This is a genomic window from Flavobacterium sp. 9R, assembly GCF_902506345.1.
Lineage (GTDB): Bacteria > Bacteroidota > Bacteroidia > Flavobacteriales > Flavobacteriaceae > Flavobacterium.
In genome coordinates this window covers 186,900-209,429 of sequence record NZ_LR733413.1, presented here as the reverse complement: position 1 = coordinate 209,429, position 22,530 = coordinate 186,900, and the positions used below count along the sequence as shown (strand labels likewise).

Below are 22,530 nucleotides of genomic sequence, written 5' to 3'. Positions count from 1 at the left end.
TGGAATTCTAGATTACCAACAATAATTGACCAGAAAAAATATAAGAATTAGTAATCAAAAAAACATGATTCAGACCGTTTTATCGATAATTTTAGCAATACTATCGGTTATTTCTAAGATTATACAATTTTTTTAACTATATTGTTATCAATAAATTAACAAACAAATGAATATTCTTTTAACAGGAGCCACAGGATATATTGGAAAGCGACTACTGCCTTTGCTAGTGGCCCAAGGGCATCATGTGATTTGTTGTGTAAGAGACAAAGATCGTTTTACAATACCCGAAGAATATGTAAATCAAGTACGAGTAATAGAAGTAGACTTTCTCAACCAAGAAACTCTAATTTCTATTCCCAATGAGATTGATGCCGCTTATTATTTGATTCATTCGATGTCAGGTTCGGCCAAGAATTATGATGAGTTGGAATATGCCTCTGCTTTGAATTTTGTAGACCGAATGAACCTCACTCGAGTAAAACAAGTAATTTATTTGAGTGGTATTGTCAATGATGTTATTTTATCCAAACATTTGGCCTCTCGTAAAGCCGTTGAAGATGTCCTTAAAACAGGTCTTTTTGCCATCACAACTTTAAGAGCAGGGATTATTGTAGGCTCAGGAAGTGCTTCTTTTGAAATTATCCGTGATTTGGTAAACAAACTTCCTGTTATGATTACTCCAAAATGGCTCAATACCAAATGCCAACCGATAGCCATTACGGATGTTTTAGCATTTTTGATAAAAAGTTTACATCAACCGGAAACTTACGATCAAAACTTTGACATTGGTGGCCCTGATATTTTAACTTACAAAGAAATGCTCTTGGGATTTGCACAAGCGGCAGGGCTGAAACGTTACATCTACACAGTTCCAGTAATGACGCCCAAATTGTCATCTTATTGGTTGTACTTTGTTACTTCAACTACTTACAAACTCGCTGCTGCTTTAGTCAGCAGTATGAAAGTAGAAGTAGTTTGCAAAGACAACCGCATTAATAAACTACTAGGAGTTTCTCCAATGAGGTATAGCGAAGCCGTTTCGCGAGCACTTGTTAAAATAGACAAAGACGACATTGTATCAAGTTGGAAAGACGCTATGATTAGCGGTCAATTCACTGGGAGTGTTGCCGATTACCTGAAAGTACCTAAAAAGAATTGCTTTATCGATCGTCGCAAAAAAGAAATCCTTAACCGCTCCTACACCACAGAACGCATTTGGTCTATTGGCGGTGAAACAGGTTGGTACTATGGCGACTGGCTTTGGGAGATACGAGGTTTTCTTGATAAATTAGTTGGAGGCGTAGGTCTTCGCAGGGGACGTACCAACAAACACGACATTCATTCAGGTGACGTTTTGGATTTTTGGCGGGTATTGTATGCCAACAAAAAAGAAGGCAAGCTCGTTTTGTATGCCGAAATGAAACTCCCAGGAGAAGCTTGGTTAGAATTCAAAATCATACACAATACGTTATACCAAGCCGCCACTTTCAAACCGCATGGTTTTTGGGGCAAATTGTATTGGTACTCCGTTCTCCCTTTTCATGGCTTCATCTTTGAAGGCATGATTAATAAATTGGTTAAGAAATAAATTCCAATCCCCTAATTGGGGCAAATTCCAAATTCCAAGGCTTGTACGACTACTTGGAATTTGGAATTTGTTGCTTCAGGGATGTTAGCTCCGATAAAATAATTTTTACAAAAAAACTTTAGTTTTATTTAACAAGGTGGAAAAAATCAAAAAATTGATTTTGTCATTTTAAAAATTGAAACTTGAGTTAAAACTTTAGGTTGAAGACTTGGTGAAATTATCCAATTTATTTGTAGTTTCGTTTAGAAAAAAATAATCAGCTAAAAAACACCAAACTCAAACAAGCAATTAGAATTAATTAGATTGAACAAAAACATAAAATATCTTCTTTCTCTCATTCTAGTTTTTGGACTAGTTGTTAATGATTGTACTTTACATTCTCAAACAAATTCAGCAACTTATTATCAATTCTCGAAAGTAATTCTCAAAACAGAATTAAACACGAAAGATTCCGAATTGTACTTCTTCAAGCAAGTAAATTCATCTAAGATTACCTCCTTTCCAATTCTATTTTTATGTCTAGACATCAAAGATTTTATTAATCTTCAAGTCAAGGTTCTTTTAAAAATTCAAACACTACTTTATCAAGAAGTAAGCGCTATGATGTCCCAAAACATCTTTATAAATGAATTGATTACTTCAAAAAACGCATACAAAAGTTTATACATAGCATAAATTAATTTTTAAGCATTTATGCGATTCCGCGCATAAGAATATAAAAAATGTATAATCTTTTATCATCTACAAAATGTATAAAAACAATAAAACACGTTTAGAGAAATCTAAACGACCTCTTCTTTGGATAAAAAGAAAAATTATTCTAATTATTACAGCATTTATGGTCGGAATGTCAAACGGACTAAACGAGGGAGACACAATGCTTAATGGAAATCAAAATCATACCGAACAACAAAATAAAAAAGATTGATTTTAAATTGACAAATCCTCATCCCGAAGTTTCGAGATAAATCCCAAAATTTAAATTCCAAATTCCAAAGCTACTGTGGCCACTTGGAATTTGGAATTTGGAATTTGTTTATTTAAAAGTTTACTTCCCTATAACTTTTTCAATTTCAATCGTAAACTGTTGCTTACCACACTTACACTACTCAGTGCCATAGCTGCACCCGCGAGCATTGGGTTAAGTAAAAAGCCATTGAAAGGAAATAAAATACCCGCCGCGATAGGAATCCCAATCACATTATAGATAAAAGCCCAAAATAAATTTTGGTGAATCGTAGCTACGGTAGCTTTAGACAAGCGTATCGCTTGCGGAATCTTATGTAAATCGGAGGTCATTAGCGTCATATTGGCGACTTCCATCGCAATGGCGCTTCCTTTTCCCATAGCAATACTGACATCGGCTTGAGCCAATGCGGTGCTGTCGTTTATGCCGTCACCCACCATCGCTACTGTTTTGCCTTGAGCTTGCAATTCTTTGATAAAATCGGCTTTTTGTTGAGGCAACACTCCGCCTTTGTAGTGAGTAATTCCCGTTTGTGTAGCCATCGCTTGCGCGGTTTTTTCAGCATCGCCCGTCAGCATATAGACAGCAATGCCCATCTGTTCTAACTCACGAATAGCAGCCACCGAAGTTGGTTTTACTGCATCCGAAATAGCCAAGAGCGCTAAAACTCTAGTTGCATTGGCAAAGCCAATTACGGTTTTGGCTTCGGCTTCCCAAATGGTAGTCTTTTGAAGAAAGTCTTCATAAATTTCGATTTGGTTGGCTTTTAAAAAAGAGGGATTCCCCACAAAATAATCTTTACCTTCTACTTTGGCTCGAACACCTTGCCCTGTAACACTCTCGAAATTAGTAATCGAAACCATTGGAACTCCTTGCAAATAATGGACAACGGCTTCGGCCAAAGGATGCTCTGATTGCGATTCAATACTCAACAAAATAGAACGTAAATGAGAATCGACAGTACTCCACAGTTCATCCGTTACTTTAGGTTTTCCTTCGGTGATAGTACCTGTTTTATCTAGAACGATGGTGTCTATTTTTTGTGCCAATTCTAAACTCAGTGCATCTTTAATGAGTATTCCATTTTCGGCACCCTTGCCTACTCCAACCATAATTGCGGTAGGAGTTGCCAATCCCAAGGCACACGGACAAGCAATCACCAAAACGGTAACTAAAGCCAAAATTCCTTGTGTAAAACCATTTTCTCCTCCTAAAATCCACCACAAAACAAAAGCTACAACCGCAATCGCCATAACCACAGGCACAAAAATACTAGCGATAAAATCGACCTTTTTTTGAACTGGGGCTTTACTTCCTTGTGCGTCTTGAACTGTTTTGACGATGTGTGCCAAAAGGGTTTCGGAGCCAATTTGAACTGCTTGGAATACCAAACTCCCTTTTTGATTCAACGTACCCGCCCAAACTTTTTCATTTGCCATTTTGAGTACGGGAATGGGTTCGCCGCTTAACATACTTTCATCTACATAGGAATCGCCACTTATCACGACCCCATCGACTGCAATACGCTCGCCAGGTTTTACCAGCAATCGATCCCCAACTTTGACTTGTTCGATGGAAATTACTTTTTGCTCCTCGTTGTCTAGCCACAAAGTAACCTCATTAGGTTGCAACGCCATTAACTTTTTTATGGCAGTAGAAGTATTGGATTTGGCGTTTTCTTCTAACCATTTGCCTAATAAGATAAAAGCTACTACTACAGCTGCTGCTTCAAAATAAACGTGTCCGTGTAGGCCTTTTTGATGCCAATACTCCGGAAACAATGTGTTGAAAACACTAAACACATACGCGACTCCCGTACTCAAAGCGACCAAAGTATCCATATTGGCCGAACGATGTTGAACTTGCTTCCAAGCATTTATAAAAAAACTGCTTCCAAATCCGAAAACAACTGGAGTTGCTAACACCCACATAATTTCGTTAGCATAAGGCATTTCCATAAAAAACATTCCAATAATTACAATAGGCAAAGCCAATAGCAAAGCCCAAATGGTTTTGTTTTTTAAAGTGGTTATTTTTTCTTCTTGAATCGAAGATAAGGTTTTATTTTCATTGACTTCTTCTTCAATAAACAGATCATAGCCTGCGTCTTGCACCGCTTTTTGGACTTCGGATAGGGTAATGATTTTTGGCAGAAACTCAAGAGAAAGCATCGTCGAAGCATAGTTAACTTCGGCTGAAACAATCCCGTTTAAGGCTTGAACCGTAGTAGCGATTCTATTGGCGCAAGACGCACATCCCATTTGTAAAACAGGAATTTGTCTCTTTATAGTAGTTTTCATAATGAACTGTTTAAATTACAGTACAAAATTACTTGGAATCAAATTGAGAAGTATTACACAATTATCCTAAAGAATTACAACAAATTCGGAAGGTGAACAATAAAAATTATGCTTTCACTTGGTCTAGGGGAATGCGTCGTTCGGTGCGAATATTTTTGAAATAACTTGGTGTTAATCCCGTTACGCTTTTGAATTGATTGCTCAAATGTGCCACGCTGGAATACTGCAACTGGAATGCAATTTCACTTAAAGTCAATTCGTTGTATACTAATAACTCTTTTACTTTTTCAATTTTTTGAGCAATGAAATATTTCTCAATCGTAGTGCCTTCGAGTTCGGTAAACAAAGTAGTAATGTATTTATAATCACAATCCAATTGGGTGCTCAAATAGTCGGAAAGGGTGTTTTTGAGTGTCGAATTTTGATTTTGAACCAAATCAATAATCAAGTTTTTTACTTTTTCAACGCCTTGCTTTTTTTGGTCTTCGATAATTTCAAAACCAACATTTTGAAGTGTTTTAGCTATAATTTCTTGGTCACTTACAGCAAGATCCTTTTCAAAAACTACTTCACCAAGAGATACGGAAAGTGGCGTAAACCCGCTCTTTTCCAACTCAGATTGTACCACCATAATACAACGAGGGCACACCATATTTTTGATATAGATTTTCATTTGTTTTTTTACCATTAGTTTTGATTCTCTTTAATAATTCAAATTAATTCCAAATCCAAGCCCCATATCACTATCATAATGTGTGGTAATACCAAAATTCCTTCCGGTAATATAGCGTAATCCTGCCATATACTCTTTATCCGTATTCCACATCACATTCATTCGTAAGCGTTTCGAAATTGGGATATCCTTTCGTTCTAATTGTAGTCGAACATTTCCATTCGAATACACTTCAGTTTGTAGTTTTACCAACATAGGTAATACATATTCTATTCCCAAACTTACTACAGAACGGTTATCTTTTGTATTAGATTGTCCGAACAGATTTTTTTCCTGTTGTCCTAAATTCATTTTTCTGTATCTCCAATCAAATCCAACAAAGGGCATTATCCATTGCATTTTACCCAAGTACCGCCCAATATGAGTTTCTGTTTCGTACCCATGATGATCGTTATAGCCCAATCTCCATTCGGTTCCAATACTCCACCGAGTATTACTAAACATGACTTCTCCATCGTTTCCATTGGTGGCAAAGTCATTTTCAGACATAAAATGAAACATTCGATCTTCGGCAAACAATTGCTTTTGCGCCAATTTAGGATTGGGAATCAAAGGATTTGCAGCCTGATTTTCATAAGTAAAAACCCTACCCATTCCTGCCATCATGTGGTACAAGATATGACAATGAAAAAACCAATCTCCTTCCACATTAGCATTAAATTCCAACGTATCTGTTTCCATTGGCATGATATCAACCACATTTTTCAAAGGAGCATAATCACCTTGATTGTTAAGTAACCTAAAATCATGACCATGCAAATGCATTGGATGTCTCATCATGGATCCATTATAAATGGTAATCCGAACGTTTTCTCCCTTTTTAATCAATATTTTATCGGTTTCAGAAACTACTTTATTATTTAAGCTCCATACGTACCGATTCATATTTCCAGTAAGTTCAAAACGCAATTCTTTTACTGGAGCATCCTTGGGCAAACTAGTTTTCCAAGGTGATTTTAACATAGCATAATTGAGCGTTACAATATCGGAAAGGGCATTACTATCATAGTCACTTTCAGACATATTCATAGTCTTTTTACTCGTAGCTTTTTTTGCTTCACCCGTAATTTCAGGATACATTACTACATTCATATCCATTTGATTCAAACTCATGCTCATTCCCATATCATCTAAATCCCCATTCATTTTCATCATACCATTCATCATTTTCATTCCCTCAAAATACTTTAATTTAGGTAATGGTTTGGCTAATTTTTTTGGTCCATTTCCTAAATACAATGAAGTTGATTTCGTTCTGTCTTCTGCAGTTGCCAAAAATTCGTAGGACGCTCCATCATTTGGTATAGTAACTACTACATCGTAGGTTTCAGAAACAGCTATAAGCAAGCGATCCACCTCGATAGGTTCAACATCATTTCCGTCGTTAGCCACAACTGTTATTTTTCCGCCAGCATAAGTTAGCCAAAAATAAGTAGAAGCGCCTCCATTTGAAATGCGTAAGCGTACTTTATCACCGGCCTTGAATTGCGATAATTGTGTTTCCTTTTTACCATTAATTAAAAAAGCATCATAGAAAACATCGCTTACATCCATAGCGTTCATGCGCTTCCATTCATTATTCAATTTAGTACCAAAGTGTCCTTGTGCAATAGCTTCAGCATAACTTTGAGTAGTTCCTTTTTGTATGGCAAACCAATCCGATGCGTTGTGCAACATTCTATGCACATTATTAGGATTGGCATCGGTCCATTCACTCAAAATGATGGGAATAGTAGGCAAATCATCAATTCCTTTTCTAAACTGTTTGTCTGCGTTTTTCTTTTTCAAAATCATAGAGCCATACATTCCTATTTGCTCTTGCAAACCTGAATGGCTGTGATACCAATGGGTTCCGCTTTGTATAATGGGAAAAGTATATTTGTGCGTCGTATTAGGAGCAATTGGCATTTGAGTCAAATTGGGAACACCGTCTTCTTTATTGGGTAAAAACAATCCATGCCAGTGCAGAGATGTGGATTCTTTTAACTCATTATGCACATAAATTTCAGCTATATCTCCTTCTGTAAAAGTCAAGGTAGGCATTGGAATTTGACCGTTTACCGCAATAGCTCTCTTGGGTTGACCGGTAAAATTGACTATGGTATCACGTACATACAAATCATATCGCACCACATTTTGAGCAAAACTTGCAACTGAAAGCAGCATTAACACTAAACAGACTTTCAGTAGTCTCATCCTTTTTTTTATATCTATCATAGTATATCAAATTAATAAGGCGAAATGAAAACATTTCGCCTTAAAATTATTTTATAGTTTCCACTACTTTACCACAAGTTAGCATCATTGATCCATAATATGGATTTTTGACAGCGCTCTCTTTACTAAGCCAATCGGCTCCTTTTCCTCCATTTGCCATTGGACAATGTTGGAAGTAAACTGGCGCAGCTTGCTTGGATACTTTCATTAATTGATATACATTTTGAGACAAGGTAATAAAATGATCTCTTTGGTGTTTTGGATCTTTTGTTTCGGAGATATGCTCAGCATCTTCAGTCAAATTTTTCAATACTTTCATCCAAACCATATGGACTTTTATATCCAATTTTTCCATTTTAACGCTTTTAATAGCTGAAAGCATTTGTTTTGCTTTTTCTGAAGCTTGATTTCCATTGCTGCTGACCAAAGCGTCTTTAACAGAAAAATAGGTATCGAAAACTGAAGTGACCTGATCGTCTTTTTGTGCCTCACCCATTGATTTGATAACTACTGGCTCGGTATTAGTATTTTGAAATTGGTTGGTTCCTTTTGCAGGAATTACTTGTTTTGCCTGTGAAGTTATGGTCGATAATAATACAGCGATTACTACCAAAATTTTTGATATTTGTTTCATTTTAATTCTATTTAGATTTAATATATTTTTTTCATAGGTTTCTATTCTGAAATAAAAACAACTATGGCTAGGAACAAAAAAATTATATTATTTTCGGGGGTAACCAAATAGAAACATGACCAGTAGAAACGAAAGGATCTACATAATAAAAAGTAGTTTTTTGAATGAAATTTTCAAAGATGCTTGATTCAAATGTAAACTCAATATTTAGAAATAAATTAAATGAAGTGCAAGAAGTTAAGCATTTGGTGCTTCCACATTTTCCTGAACATGGATTAGACTTCTTATTTGAATGATTTTCGCAACACGTTTGCTTTTGTGTTTTTGAAGACTCGCATTTTGAAGTACTGATTTTATGAGTCGATTTAATTGTAGCACAAGCATAGCCTTTCATTGGAACACAAAAGAGTCCTAAAAAAAGTAGCGTGAATATAAAAAATCGTAATTTCATAGAGCAAAAATACTTTTTATTATGATTGTTTTTTAAAATGAAAACTTAATTATTTCTTAATTAATGATTTATTTCAGAATCCCTGTCTTATAAGTCGCAATGGCGCGGTCTCTTGCCATAGCGTGTTCCACCATAGGTGCGCCGTAGCCTAAATCAAATTCAGGAATCCATTTTCGGATGTATTGTCCTTTGGAATCAAATTTTTGTAATTGAATATCGGGATTGAACACTCTAAAATAAGGAGCGGCATCACAGCCTGTCCCAGCAGCCCACTGCCAATTGCCCACATTGGCAGACAAATCATAATCTAAGAGTTTTTGAGCGAAATAGGCTTCGCCCCATTGCCAAGGCAATAACAAATGTTTGCACAAAAAACTAGCCACTACCATACGCACTCTATTGTGCATATAACCCGTAGCATTGAGTTCGCGCATACCTGCATCCACCATAGGATAGCCTGTATTTCCTGAACACCACCTTTGAAAATCAGCTTCGTCATTGCGCCATTCTATGCCATCGTAAGCCGATTTAAAATTGTGTTGCACTACTTTGGGGAAATGATAGAGGATTTGCATAAAAAATTCTCTCCAGATGAGTTCGCTCAAGAAAACATCATTTTTTCGTGCGGCCCAATTCACTAATTTTCGAACACTAACAGTGCCAAATCGCAAATGTGGCGACAAATAAGAGGTAGTATCTAATGCGGGAAAATCACGCGTTTCGTGATAGGTAACAATTTTAGTCAAATTGTGGGGTTTGACTTTGATGGCACTCCTTTCAAAACCAATAGCAGATAAAGAAGGAAACACAAAAGTACTTACCAACCAATTCTTAGAAAAAACAGTAGTATCATATTCCACAACGGGAGCTAGTGTACGATATTTTTCTAGCCATTTGTTTTTATAGGGCGTGTAGACAGTGTAAGGCAAACCGTCGGCCTTGGTGATTTCGGCTTCTTCAAAAATGACTTGGTCTTTGAATGCCTGCACTTTTACCCCATTTTGAGCTAACAATTCAGTAATCTGTTGGTCTCTCTTTATGGCATAAGGTTCGTAATCTTTATTGAAAATAACCGCTTTGACCTCAAATTCGGTTATTAATTGTTGCCAAACATCTTGGGTTTTTCCTTTTTTTACCAAAAGAGAACTTCCAAATTCGGCTAATTTTTCGTTGATTTTCGATAATGATTCGTAGATAAAAGTGACTCTAGCATCGTCTTTGGGTAAATGCTCCAAAATGGCATCATCAAAAATAAAAAGAGGAAGTACTGGATAGCCACTTTGTAATGCCTGATACAAGCCTACATTATCTTCTAAGCGCAAATCGCGACGAAACCAAAAAACAGTAATAGGCTGGGCAGTCATTATTTGGTATTAAAAAGTTCATCTACGGCTTTTTCTCGATAAGAGAATATTTCTTTTAACTTGCTTTTGACCACAAGTGTGTTCATAATGCGACCCAAAAAACCAAGAGGAAGGGCGTAATGAACAACATCCGTCATTTTTACTCCGTTTTCGGTGGCTTCAAAGAAATGTTTGTGATGCCACAACGTATAGGGACCAAAACGCTGCTCGTCTATAAAATAGCTTTTGTCTTTTACGGCTGTAATGATGGTCATCCAACTTAGTTTTATTCCTGCTAAAGGCGACACTTTGTATTGTATCACTTGACCTGGATAGGCGGTTCTTCCGTCGAAATCTACGATTTGAAACCCCATATCTAAAGGCGTAATTTTTTGCAGATTTTGTGGACTGGAAAAAAAAGCCCAACATTCGTCAAGAGTTGCGTTGACGTGTTGCACGGTTTCTAATTTATATACTTTCATAATGTATGCGATAAATGGTGTTGATTTCCCTGCGTGAGGGGTAGTAATGGAGCTCTTGTTGTAGGGGCGATAAAGGCCACTACAACAAAGCGGGAATGGATGACCCGACCCCCGATTGGAGAATCGTGTCGTTAGTATACTCGTGTTTCGGGGGGCACGCCCAAAAACTACATTTTATAATATTTGAACGGGACGAATAGCATTCCGAAACATTCACCGTGTTCTTTACCTAAATGTTTGTGGTGTACTTTGTGTGCTTTTCGTAGCCCAATAAGATATTTGTTGTTGGTGTTTTTGAACCATTTGAAGCGTTGATGAATCAATACATCGTGGATTAGAAAGTAACACAATCCATAAAAAAAGATACCCAATCCGATAAAAAACAAATAATTAAGACCACCTTCTACACCAAAATAAAAAAGGAGAATACTAGGAATGGCAAAAATGACAAAGAAAATATCGTTACGCTCAAAGATATGTGCATATTTTGGCTGATGGTGGTCGGCGTGAAAATACCACATAAAACCGTGCATCACGAACTTATGTGTACACCAAGTGACGCACTCCATAAAAAGAAAAACTCCTAGAAATATGAAAAAATTAAGCATTTTGAATGAATTTGAAATGAAATATTAAACTAATCGCAACTTGTACGTTACGAAAGATTGCGCCAATAATCCCGCTTTGGAATAATTAGAAACGCGTATTCTTGATGTGCCGATTTTGTGTGAAGGAGTGCGTTCTAACTTATTCAAAAGTTTTTTGTAATAGACATAGGCTGTAAAAACACCAAATTTAGCTTCAAGCGGTAATTTCTTGATGCCTTCTCTTGCTGCTTTAAAGTCTTCATCAATTTCAGCAATAATCGCTTTTTTTGCTTCATCATCAAAAGAACGAAGGTCTACTCCTGGAAAATAATTGCGATTCAAAACCAAATTGTCGTCTTTTAAATCTCTCAAGAAATTCACTTTTTGAAAAGCAGAGCCCAATCTCATCGCTTCGTCTTTAAGGGCATCGTATTTTTCTTGATTGCCTTGAACAAAAACCTTAAGACACATTAAACCCACCACATCCGCTGAACCGTAGATATAATCATCGTATTCCGCCTTGGTATTATACTTTGATTTTACCAAGTCCATTTTCATACTTTTTAGAAAAGCTTGCACCAAATCATCAGAAATATTGTTCTTTTTTACAGTGATTTGAAAGGCATTCAGAATAGGATTCAAACTAATTCCTGAAGCCAATGCCTTGTAATAATCGGTTTCAAAATCTTGAATCAATTGTTCTTTTTGATATCCGTGAAAAGAGTCAACAATTTCGTCAGCAAAACGGACAAAACCATATATATTATAGATATCTTCTCGAATACTTGGCGCCAGCATTTTTACGGCCAAAGAGAAAGAAGTACTATAGCTTTTGGTAACTAACTTACTACACTTAAAAGATACATCATCAAATAATTGCTTCATAATTTACGCTTCTGAAAATTTTTTATTAATTAACTCTGATACTAACTTTCCTGAAATTAATGCAGGTGGAACGCCTGGTCCTGGCACTGTTAATTGTCCAGTGAAATATAAATTGTTTACTTTTTTACTTTTCAATTTTGGTCTCAAAAAAGCCGTTTGGAGTAGCGTATTGGCCATACCATAGGCATTTCCTTTGTATGAATTATATTCAGAAACAAAATCATTTTTACAGAATGATTGTTTAAATATAATATTATTTTTCACAGTTTGTTGTGTAAGTTGCTCAAAACGAGCAATTATTTTATCAAAATACTGTTCTCTCAACGCTTCGCTATCATTAATTCCTGGTGCTAAAGGCACTAAAAAGAAAGCAGATTCCATACCTTCTGGTGCTGCAGTTGGGTCAGTAAGAGAGGGGAAATTAGCATAAAACAACGGTTCTTTTGGCCATTGTGGTTCATCGTAAATATCTTTTGCGTGTTGGTAAAAATCAACATCAAAAAATAAAGCGTGATGCGAAATATTTTCTATTTTTTTATCAAAACCTACATAAAACAATAATGAGGAAGGTGCAAAGACACGGCTTTCCCAATAGGCTTCTGAGTAAACCCGATGCTCTTTGTCCAATAAGGTTTCGGTATGATGATAATCCGCACCGCTCAAGACTACATCAGAAGTAATCGTTTGTCCATTGATAACAACAGCTTTGGCTGTTTTGTTTTCTACTACAATTTTTTCGATAGCTGCATTGGTAACAAATTTCACTCCCAACTCCCTAGCCAAACTTTCCATAGCTAAAACCACGTCAAACATTCCTGTTTTGGGATGCCAAGTTCCTAAACCAAAATCGGCATAGTTCATAAAACTATAAAACGAAGGTGTGTCCGAAGGTTTGGCTCCTAAAAAAAGAACTGGAAATTCAAGAATCTGAATCAATCTTGGATTGGTAAACTTTTTGCGAACATCACGACTGATATTGCTAAAAAACTGACCAACTTTTTGGGCTGTTTTTGTTGTCACTAATTCTAACGGAGAAACGCCAGGTCGATACACCAAATCCTTGATGGCAATATCATAATTGCTTTGCGCTTCGGCCATAAAAGCTCTTAGGACTTTGCCACTTCCTTTTTCGATATTTTCAAAAGTGGTTACAATTTCGTCAAGATTATCTGCAATGGCTATAAAATCATCTACACCAAAATATACACGATATGCTGGTGAGAGCTTAATTAGCTCGTAATAATCACTTGGCTTTTTATTAAAATCGGCAAAAAAACGTTCAAAAATATCTGGCATCCAGTACCAACTCGGACCCATATCAAAAGTAAAACCAGCGGATTTCATCTGCCTTGCTCTTCCGCCAATTGTTGCATTTTTCTCAAAAATAGTAACATCGTGGCCGCTTTTGGCCAAATAACAAGAGGCGGATAAAGCAGAAAAACCTGAGCCTATAATCGTAATTTTTTTCATTATAAGAGGGGCATTATTTGGGATTTAAATTGCGTCTACTAATTCTGTTATGGATTGAAAAATATGCGTTTCAGAGGCAATTTTATCTCTATCAATATTCTCAACCAATCGACCAATAAACCACAATTGCGTACCATCGCCCAACAACTCCGACTCCATTGTTGATACATAATTATCTATTGCCTCACGATCTGGCTGTACAGTCATGTAAGTGATATATACAATAGGACCAAAATTATTTTTCAACACCTTAAGGTTATCAATTGGCATGCTTTCGCCCAAATAAACCGTTTTATAGCCTTGCAACAAAATTTCGTAATGCAAATACATCAAACCTAGCTCATGAATTTCATTCATTGGCAAAGACAATACAAATACTTTATCATGATGTTGTACAGGCTGCGTTTGTAATTGCTCAATATTAATTAGTAATTTTTGTTTAATCAAATAGCTCACAAAATGCTCATGTGCTGGTGTAATAGTGTCGGTTTGCCATAATAAACCCAATTCATTCATCAAAGGAACAAACACTTGCAAAAAAACCTCTTTGAATGTTTTTTTTGCAATTAACCAATCGTACGTTTTAAAAAACAAATCTTGGTCAAAATTCATCATTGCCATTTTAAAATCACTAATTGCGTGATTATTGGCATTTTTTGTGGTGATAATCTCACGAACTAAGGATGGGATTTTTTCTTCTGAATAGGTAGCAATCTTGGATATTTTGTACCCATAATCATGAAGCAAAGTTATGTTTAGTAACTTTTGAAGACTATGAAGGTCATATAAACGAATATTAGTATCTGTTCGCATGGGTTGCAAAACATTGTATCGTTTTTCCCAAATACGAATCGTATGTGCTTTAATCCCTGAGAGATTTTCTAGGTCTTTGATGCTAAATACATTTTTAATATTGTTCATTGTTTTTTCAAATTTATTAAACAAAAGTAAAATATTTTTTTCGATAAACAATAAAAAAAATAGTAATTATAATGTTACTTTTTCAAAATCATTGAGCTGATTTAAATGTATTAAAGTATGCGAGTGTTTTGTACTACTTTCAAACATCGGTTTAAACTTGGCGCCATAGACAACTTCTTTAAAAATATAAGAAGTTCTTGTGGCAACCGTTGTGCTGTACATATCATCAAAAGTTTTAATAAAAACTAATATTTCACCCTGTAAGGTTTCGAAATCTTGCGCAGTAAATTGATAAAATGGACTTTTTTCGGTAATGGGATGCACAATTGTCCAACTTAGCATTAGGGTATTCACTTTACTAATCTCTAAATCTAACGTATAAAACTTATTCGTCAATACTCCGTTTTCTTCTATACTCAAACCAAATGTTGCATTGACTTCTGTATCCAAATAATTCGTGTTTTTGTAGGGCGCCATTCTAAACATAAATGCTGTTCCACCTTGATATGGTGCGATAATCGCATTTTCCGAAAACTTCAGATATACTCTAGGCTTACTAAAACGCCCGAAAAACAAACCTGTAGCAATTGCAAAACTTAGTAGACCAATTAAAGCCTCGGCTGCAGAGAGCGAACTAGTTAAAAAACCAACGGGGCTTATATGACCATATCCTACAGTAGTAAAGGTCTGTGCACTAAAAAAATAAGCTTGTCCAAACTGCTCCCATTGACTTTGAGTCGTCGCTATACCATTTAAGTGTTCTATTCCGATGACGAAATACAAATAAGCAAAAACAAAATTAATACCTATGTAAAACAACAACAACAATAGAAGAAACTTCCAAGTAGGTAAATCCAAAAGCGTATGGTACCAACTATTTCTTTCAAAAAAAGTCAATCCTAAACGTTTCACTCTTGCACTACCTTCCTTGTCCAAAAAGCGTTTTCCGTTCACAGTAGCATTGGTCCCAAATCCAGTATTGATAATGGGTGTTAATTTGGAATTCAATCGTTGAAAAAGTGCCATAAAATTTGATGATTATATACCAAAAACAATATTTTAGTTAATTTTAATGCAATAAAAATAACTAAATAACGCTAGAGTTTGCAATGACTCATTATGTAAACGAAAAAAAAGTTATTTTTATGTGCTAAAACCTTCTAACTATGAGAACATTATTTTTCATAATTGTATTTGCTACTTCTCAAATGAATGCTCAACACTTCAAAATGCCAATTCCTCTTGCAACTTTTCAACCTAAATTGGCGTTTTCAAATTATAACAGCATTCAATTTACTTATCCGAATTTTAGTTTCAAAACGCACACGACACCCTATTCGTTGAATGTCTATAATCCAACAAGCGGTTTGAACGATACATTTTATTTAAAAAATCAAGAAGCAAAATACAGTAAATCGTTTTATATTCCACAAAATGCAATGTATCCTAGAGGGGCAAAAATAGATTCTTTTAACCCTTACGGAACTAATAATATTGGAGCCGCCTTAACTCTTGGAGTCATAGATTTATTACTCAACAAATAAAACCTACATAACAAAAAAACAACCAACTATGAAAGAAATCACCAAAGCAGACATTAGCCAAGAAGTTTTTGATTTATATGATGATTATGCTCATAACAAAATTGAAAGAAGGCAATTTATTGAAAAATTATCGCTTTTTGCAGTGGGCAGTTTGACTGTTCCTACCCTACTCAATTTTATGACACCAAATTACAAGGACACTCTAACTATAGCAGCCGATGACCCAAGATTACAGTCAGAAATGATTAGCTATCCGTCCCCTAAAGGAGGCGGAACAATCAAAGGATTACTTTCAAAACCAACAGATAAAAAGAAAAAACTTCCAGGCATTATTGTAGTTCATGAAAACAGAGGTCTAAATCCTTACATTGAAGACGTTGGAAGAAGAGGAGCACCAGAAGGTTTTATCACATTAGCTCCCGATGCTTTAAGCCCGCTTGGTGGATATCCCGGAAATGATGATGCTGGCCGTGAATTACAAAAAAAACGTACCCGTGAGGAAATGCTCGAAGATTTTATTGCCGCCTACGAATTTTTAAAAGACCATAAAGATTGTAATGGCCATGTAGGGGTGGTTGGATTTTGCTTTGGTGGTTGGATTGCCAACATGATAGCCGTTCGCATTCCAAAATTAGGTGCAGCTGTTCCGTTTTACGGAGGACAACCTAGCGCAGAAGATGCTGCTAAAATAAAAGCACCGCTTTTGATACAATATGCAGCCTTAGACACTCGAGTAAATGAAGGTTGGCCCGCCTATGAAACCATTTTAAAACAAAACAAAGTTGATTACACAGCCTTTATCTATCCCGATGTAAATCATGGTTTTCACAACAATACTACGCCAAGATATGATGAAAAAGCAGCAACATTGGCTTGGACAAGAACCATTGACTTTTTTAAAAAAAATCTAAAATAAATAGCATTCAGAAAGAGATACCAGAAGAGCAACATGCAATATCCTGATAAAGATCAAAAATTTCCACTCGAAAACTACACAAGATTATGCTTTTTAAAAAACATAATCACCAATCCCAACATTATCGTTGGAGATTACACCTATTATGATGATTTTGAAGATGTGGCTAATTTTGAAAAAAATGTAAAATATCATTTTGATTTTATAGGAGATCAATTGATTATTGGTAAGTTTTGTATGATTGCCTCTGACGTGACGTTTATTATGAACGGAGCGAACCATTTAACCCAAAGCATTAGTTCGTATCCCTTTGCAATCTTTGGACACGATTGGCAAAATGCTATGAAAGACAAAACATATCCGAACAAAGGAAATACAATAGTTGGCAATGATGTTTGGATAGGTTACAATGTAACAATTTTACCAGGAATAACAATTGGTGACGGTGCCATAATTGCCGCCAATACAACAGTAACCAAAGATGTTCCACCATACTCGATAATGGGAGGCAACCCATCAAAAGTGATTAAAAAAAGATTCTCAGATGAACAAATTGAAACACTTTTAGAACTTAAGTGGTGGGATTGGGATATCGAAAAAATTACCAAACATGTCGCTAATCTTACAGGCGATGCTATTATTAATTTGAAAGCTATTGCAAATGAAGAATAGCCTCCTTCTATTATTTTTTCTCTGTTTTACTACTTTTTTTTACGCACAAGAAAAAGTAATAAATATTGACCCAGAAGAACTAATTATAGAAGAAGTCACCAATGGAAAAATAGAGAACAACGTATTCATCTGTAATCTATTTGATTGGAAAATTGCCATACCCAAAGGATTTAAAGTAACCGAACTAAAAACAACAGAAGAACTTCAAAACAAAGGGTATGTTTTTATCAAAAACAATACTCCAGAAGGCACAGTTGTCCATTCCAAACCTCTTATTTTGATTGGTTTTGAAAGAAATAAATACAACTATTTCAGTTCAAGTTACGAATCGCTTAAAGGAGATAAAAAAGTAACTTTAGAAGAACACAAGGATTTTTCGGTGCAATTATTAACCAATACCTATACTAAAATAAAAGAACTCAAATCCGAAATAAAAGCTTCAAATCTAAAGTTAGGACCTCGTCAATTCTACAAAATAACGATTAGGCTCTACAATGCTAAAAATGAAAGGCTTGTATTAACACAAGAAATCTATAACACTTTCATAAATAATCATTTGTTTAGTGCCTCCATAAACTACACCAATGAAATTACAGGAATGTTATTATATTATAGTTTGAAAAAATCTTTTGAAACCAACTAAAAAATTTAATATGTCAGTATCCCCAATTATAAATGCCACAGAGCTACTAACTATTTACAAAACCGAAAACATCCTATTGGTTGATGCTAGTAATGGTCCAAACACTAGACTTAATTACGAAAACAAACATTTGGAAGGAGCCATTTTTGCAGATGCTAACACACAATTGGCCACTATCGAAACTGATGTTGTAATTGGAGGAAGACACCCATTGCCTAGCATTGAAGATTTTTCAAAAACTTTAGGTGATTTAGGAATAACTCCTCAAACTTGGGTGGTAATTTATGACGATAAAAATGGAGCTAATGCCGCCGCTCGTTTTTGGTGGATGCTACGTGCTATTGGTCACGAAAAAGTACAAGTCCTTAATGGCGGAATTCAAGCAGCAGAAAAAACAGGTTTCCCTGTAAATTCAGAACCCGTTTCTATAGCAAAAACAGAAAAATATCCTTGTACAACCTGGCAATGGCCTTTGGTTTCGATTGATGAAGTCGAAAAAGTAGCCAAGCTTCCTTCACATACCGTAATCGATGTTAGAGAAGCTTTTCGCTATAACGGAGAAAGCGAACCCATTGACTTAATTGCAGGTCATATTCCGGGAGCCATCAATTTTCCTTTTACTGAAAACCTAGATGAGAATGGTTTATTTTTAGCTCCAGAAGTAGTAAAAGAAAAATACAATGCCATCCTCAAAGAATCTTCAACAGAGAATACCATTGTTCATTGTGGGTCAGGAATTACAGCCTGCCATACTTTACTAACAATGTATTCTGCTGGTTTTACTATACCCAAATTGTATGTAGGCTCTTGGAGTGAATGGAGCCGAAATAACAAACCAACAGCTACGAACAAATAAAAGCTGGGTATTTCATTTGAAACAAAAACAAAACCCTCTATAGTAATTATCAGATACGAAAAAAAGCCCCAAAAAGGGGCTTTTTCTATCAATTAGTTTGAGTTTATTTACTCAAGTACATTTTTCTTCTAGAATACAATTCATAGAATTGGTCGTCTTTCAAGTCATCAATAAACAAAATGCTCTCACCAGTAGATTTCATTTCTGGCCCTAAAGCTTTGTTTACATTTTTGAACTTACTAAATGAGAAAACTGGTTGTTTGATAGCATAGCCTTTTAACTGTGGATTGAAATCAAAATCAGTCACTTTATTTACTCCAAGCATCACCTTAGTAGCGTAATTCACGTAAGGTTCACCGTAAGCTTTTGCAATAAACGGTACCGTTCTAGAAGCTCTAGGATTCGCTTCGATAATGTAAACCATATCATCTTTTATCGCAAACTGAATATTGATTAATCCTACCGTTTTCAATGCCAAGGCAATTTTCTTAGTATGGTCTTTAATTTGTTGCATTACGAATTCCCCTAAATTAAAAGGAGGCAAAGTAGCATTACTATCACCAGAGTGAACTCCACAAGGCTCAATGTGTTCCATAATTCCGATGATGTACACATTTTCACCATCGCAAATCGCATCAGCCTCAGCTTCAATAGCTCCTGCTAGGTAATGGTCTAAGAGTAATTTATTACCTGGAATAGACTTCAACAAGTTGATTACGTGTTCTTCTAACTCTTGTTTGTTGATTACAATTTTCATTCCTTGACCACCCAATACATAAGATGGACGAATCAACAATGGGAAATCTAATTTATCTGCTAAAGCCGAAGCTTCATCAGCAGTCTCTGCAATTCCAAACTGAGGGAAAGGAATTTCTAATTCGGTCAAAAGATCAGAGAAACGTCCTCTATCTTCTGCTAAATCCAAAGCTTCAAAACTAGTTCCAATGATTTTTATACCATATTTAGAAAGTTTTTCAGCTAATTTCAAAGCTGTTTGCCCTCCTAACTGCACGATAACACCTTCTGGTTTTTCGTGTTTGATGATATCATAAATATGTTCCCAGAAAACAGGTTCAAAATACAATTTATCCGCAGTATCAAAATCGGTAGAAACCGTTTCTGGATTACAATTGATCATAATGGTTTCGTAACCACACTCTTTGGCTGCTAAAACACCGTGTACACAAGAGTAATCAAACTCAATTCCTTGACCAATTCGGTTTGGTCCTGATCCAAGAACAACAATCTTCTTTTTATCTGTAACTATACTTTCGTTATCAACATAACGCTCTCCATTGGCTTTTTCTATTTCGGCCTCAAAAGTAGAATAGTAATATGGTGTTTGTGCTTTAAACTCAGCCGCACAAGTATCAACCAATTTGAACACACGATTGATGTTCATCTTTTCTCTCAACTCGTGTACTTGACTCTCTAAGCAACCCATCATATGGGCAATTTGTCTGTCTGCAAAGCCTTTTTGCTTCGCTTCAAGTAGCAATTCTCTCGATAAAGTATCTACTTTATAGTTAGAAATTTCTTTTTCCAAGATATAAAGTTCTTCGTATTGTTTTAAGAACCACATATCGATTTTGGTAATTTCGTGAATACGACTCAACGGAATTCCCATTGCAATAGCATCATAAATTACAAAAACACGATCCCAACTAGCAAACGTTAGTTTTTCAATAATTTGCTCGTAATTCGTATACCCTTTTCCGTCAGCACCTAATCCATTACGTTTGATTTCTAATGACTGTGTGGCTTTGTGTAATGCTTCTTGAAACGAACGTCCAATTCCCATCACCTCACCTACAGATTTCATTTGAAGTCCTAACGTTCTATCAGAACCTTCGAATTTATCAAAATTCCAACGAGGAATTTTCACAATTACATAATCTAAAGTTGGCTCAAATAAAGCTGATGTAGATTTTGTAATTTGGTTTTGTAGTTCATCTAAGTTGTAGCCCAAAGCCAATTTCGAAGCAATTTTAGCAATTGGATATCCTGTAGCTTTAGAAGCCAAAGCAGAAGAACGAGATACACGAGGGTTGATTTCGATAGCAACGATATCTTCTTTTTCATCAGGAGAAACCGCAAACTGTACGTTACAACCTCCAGCAAAATTTCCGATAGAACGCATCATTAAGATCGCCATATCACGCATTTTTTGGAAAGTCGTATCCGATAAAGTCATCGCTGGAGCTACTGTAATCGAGTCTCCAGTGTGGATTCCCATAGGATCCATATTCTCGATTGAACAAATGATTACTACGTTGTCATTTTTATCTCTTAAAAGCTCCAACTCATATTCTTTCCAACCTAATAGCGCTTTATCAATCAATACTTCGTGAATTGGTGACATTTCCAAACCATAGGTTAGTTTTTCATCAAATTCTTCTTTAGTATGCACAAAAGCAGCTCCTGTCCCTCCTAAAGTAAACGAAGGACGAATTACTAACGGAAAACCAAACTCTTGAGCAATTTCTTTGCCTTCAAGAAAAGAAGTTGCTGTTTTAGCAGGAGCCGTAGGAACATTGATCTTTTGGAGCAATTGCTTGAACTGCTCTCTATCTTCGGTGATGTTGATTGCATTTACATCAACACCAATCATTTTTACCCCAAAATCATCCCAAATTCCTTTTTCATCAGCCTCCAAACATAAATTCAAAGCTGTTTGCCCACCCATTGTAGGTAAAACAGCATCAATTTGTGGATGCGCTTTAAGAATTTCAATAATAGATTTTGTAGTTAAAGGTTTTAGATAAACGTGATCCGCCATAGAAGGATCCGTCATAATTGTAGCTGGATTCGAATTGATAAGAATAACTTCTATTCCTTCTTCACGAATAGAGCGTGCCGATTGCGAACCTGCATAATCAAATTCGCAAGCTTGACCAATTACAATAGGTCCTGAACCTATTATTAAAACGGATTTTATCGATGTGTCTTTTGGCATTTTGTATGGGATTGTGTTGTTATTGTACTTATTCCGAGGAAACTAATCTACGCAAGTCGCGTTTGGGTATAAAAAAAGGCGATACTAACAATAAGTAACGCCTTTATGATGTTTATGAAAACATTATTTTTTGTGTCTAGGTTCGCTAGAAACAGTCAATTTATGTCTTCCTTTAGCTCTTCTACGCGCTAGAACTTTTCTTCCATTCGCAGACGCCATTCTGTCCATAAATCCGTGTTTATTTCTTCTTTTTCTTTTCGATGGTTGAAATGTTCTTTTGCTCATTGCTTTGTATCTTTAAAAATCTTGTTTATGTATCTTTATTTCTTTTGGACTAACCCTTATTCCAAAACCGAGTGCAAATA

General features: G+C 35.7%; 19 protein-coding genes. 6 read left to right on the top strand and 13 right to left on the bottom strand.

The window, feature by feature from the left end; translation table 11 throughout:
* Positions 1–166 precede the first annotated feature (166 nt).
* Positions 167–1,588 (top strand): SDR family oxidoreductase, encoded by a 1,422-nt coding sequence (locus FLAVO9AF_RS00985; RefSeq protein ID WP_159682658.1) that lies wholly within the window; start codon positions 167–169, stop codon positions 1,586–1,588.
* Between the two features lie 1,056 nt (positions 1,589–2,644).
* On the opposite strand, the gene FLAVO9AF_RS00980 is transcribed toward FLAVO9AF_RS00985, so the two are convergent.
* The 11 genes from FLAVO9AF_RS00980 to FLAVO9AF_RS00930 all read right to left on the bottom strand — a co-directional run bounded on the left by FLAVO9AF_RS00980 (position 2,645) and on the right by FLAVO9AF_RS00930 (position 15,604).
* A complete protein-coding gene (locus FLAVO9AF_RS00980) occupies positions 2,645–4,855 on the bottom strand; it encodes a heavy metal translocating P-type ATPase (RefSeq protein ID WP_159682654.1) in 2,211 nt (736 codons plus the stop codon).
* Positions 4,856–4,961: 106 nt separating this feature from the next.
* Positions 4,962–5,528, bottom strand: a complete 567-nt coding sequence (locus FLAVO9AF_RS00975; protein ID WP_159682650.1) for an AraC family transcriptional regulator — start codon at positions 5,526–5,528, stop codon at positions 4,962–4,964.
* Between the two features lie 30 nt (positions 5,529–5,558).
* Positions 5,559–7,784, bottom strand: coding sequence for a multicopper oxidase family protein (locus FLAVO9AF_RS00970; RefSeq protein ID WP_236552255.1), 2,226 nt, complete (start codon positions 7,782–7,784; stop codon positions 5,559–5,561).
* A gap of 67 nt (positions 7,785–7,851) precedes the next feature.
* On the bottom strand, positions 7,852–8,439 hold the full coding sequence (locus FLAVO9AF_RS00965) for a DUF3347 domain-containing protein (protein ID WP_159682645.1): 588 nt from the start codon (positions 8,437–8,439) through the stop codon (positions 7,852–7,854).
* Between the two features lie 519 nt (positions 8,440–8,958).
* Complete coding sequence (locus FLAVO9AF_RS00960) at positions 8,959–10,254, bottom strand: deoxyribodipyrimidine photo-lyase (protein WP_159682641.1); 1,296 nt, start codon at positions 10,252–10,254, stop codon at positions 8,959–8,961.
* Complete coding sequence (locus FLAVO9AF_RS00955) at positions 10,254–10,715, bottom strand: SRPBCC family protein (protein ID WP_024981256.1); 462 nt, start codon at positions 10,713–10,715, stop codon at positions 10,254–10,256. Before FLAVO9AF_RS00955 ends, FLAVO9AF_RS00960 begins: the two co-directional genes overlap by 1 nt.
* 167 nt (positions 10,716–10,882) lie before the next feature.
* On the bottom strand, positions 10,883–11,323 hold the full coding sequence (locus tag FLAVO9AF_RS00950; protein WP_024981255.1) for a sterol desaturase family protein: 441 nt from the start codon (positions 11,321–11,323) through the stop codon (positions 10,883–10,885).
* 24 nt (positions 11,324–11,347) lie between these two features.
* Positions 11,348–12,187 (bottom strand): phytoene/squalene synthase family protein, encoded by an 840-nt coding sequence (locus FLAVO9AF_RS00945; protein ID WP_159682638.1) that lies wholly within the window; start codon positions 12,185–12,187, stop codon positions 11,348–11,350.
* A 3-nt stretch (positions 12,188–12,190) separates the two neighbouring features.
* The gene (locus tag FLAVO9AF_RS00940) at positions 12,191–13,660 is read right to left on the bottom strand and encodes an NAD(P)/FAD-dependent oxidoreductase (RefSeq protein WP_159690788.1); all 1,470 of its coding nucleotides are present in this window, start codon (positions 13,658–13,660) and stop codon (positions 12,191–12,193) included.
* Between the two features lie 21 nt (positions 13,661–13,681).
* Entirely contained in the window at positions 13,682–14,578 is an 897-nt protein-coding gene (locus FLAVO9AF_RS00935; RefSeq protein ID WP_159682635.1) for a MerR family transcriptional regulator, read from the bottom strand.
* A 66-nt stretch (positions 14,579–14,644) separates the two neighbouring features.
* The gene (locus tag FLAVO9AF_RS00930; protein ID WP_159682633.1) at positions 14,645–15,604 is read right to left on the bottom strand and encodes an ion channel; all 960 of its coding nucleotides are present in this window, start codon (positions 15,602–15,604) and stop codon (positions 14,645–14,647) included.
* Between the two features lie 140 nt (positions 15,605–15,744).
* On the opposite strand from FLAVO9AF_RS00930, the gene FLAVO9AF_RS00925 reads away from it, so the two are divergent.
* The 5 genes from FLAVO9AF_RS00925 to FLAVO9AF_RS00905 are packed head-to-tail and all read left to right on the top strand — an operon-like array spanning position 15,745 to position 19,209.
* Positions 15,745–16,122 (top strand): hypothetical protein, encoded by a 378-nt coding sequence (locus FLAVO9AF_RS00925; protein ID WP_159682631.1) that lies wholly within the window; start codon positions 15,745–15,747, stop codon positions 16,120–16,122.
* 28 nt (positions 16,123–16,150) lie between these two features.
* Complete coding sequence (locus FLAVO9AF_RS00920) at positions 16,151–17,038, top strand: dienelactone hydrolase family protein (protein WP_159682629.1); 888 nt, start codon at positions 16,151–16,153, stop codon at positions 17,036–17,038.
* Positions 17,039–17,071: 33 nt separating this feature from the next.
* On the top strand, positions 17,072–17,710 hold the full coding sequence (locus FLAVO9AF_RS00915; RefSeq protein ID WP_159682626.1) for a CatB-related O-acetyltransferase: 639 nt from the start codon (positions 17,072–17,074) through the stop codon (positions 17,708–17,710).
* Entirely contained in the window at positions 17,700–18,353 is a 654-nt protein-coding gene (locus FLAVO9AF_RS00910; protein WP_159682623.1) for a hypothetical protein, read from the top strand. The genes FLAVO9AF_RS00915 and FLAVO9AF_RS00910 overlap by 11 nt, the downstream gene beginning before the upstream one ends.
* 10 nt (positions 18,354–18,363) lie before the next feature.
* A complete protein-coding gene (locus FLAVO9AF_RS00905; RefSeq protein ID WP_159682618.1) occupies positions 18,364–19,209 on the top strand; it encodes a sulfurtransferase in 846 nt (281 codons plus the stop codon).
* A 103-nt stretch (positions 19,210–19,312) separates the two neighbouring features.
* Here the strand turns inward: FLAVO9AF_RS00905 and carB are convergent, their stop codons facing one another.
* Together carB and rpmH are read right to left on the bottom strand one after the other, a co-directional pair.
* On the bottom strand, positions 19,313–22,165 hold the full coding sequence (gene carB, locus FLAVO9AF_RS00900; RefSeq protein ID WP_159682615.1) for a carbamoyl-phosphate synthase large subunit: 2,853 nt from the start codon (positions 22,163–22,165) through the stop codon (positions 19,313–19,315).
* A gap of 123 nt (positions 22,166–22,288) precedes the next feature.
* Positions 22,289–22,450 (bottom strand): 50S ribosomal protein L34, encoded by a 162-nt coding sequence (gene rpmH, locus FLAVO9AF_RS00895; protein ID WP_008464848.1) that lies wholly within the window; start codon positions 22,448–22,450, stop codon positions 22,289–22,291.
* Between the last annotated feature and the right edge of the window lie 80 nt (positions 22,451–22,530).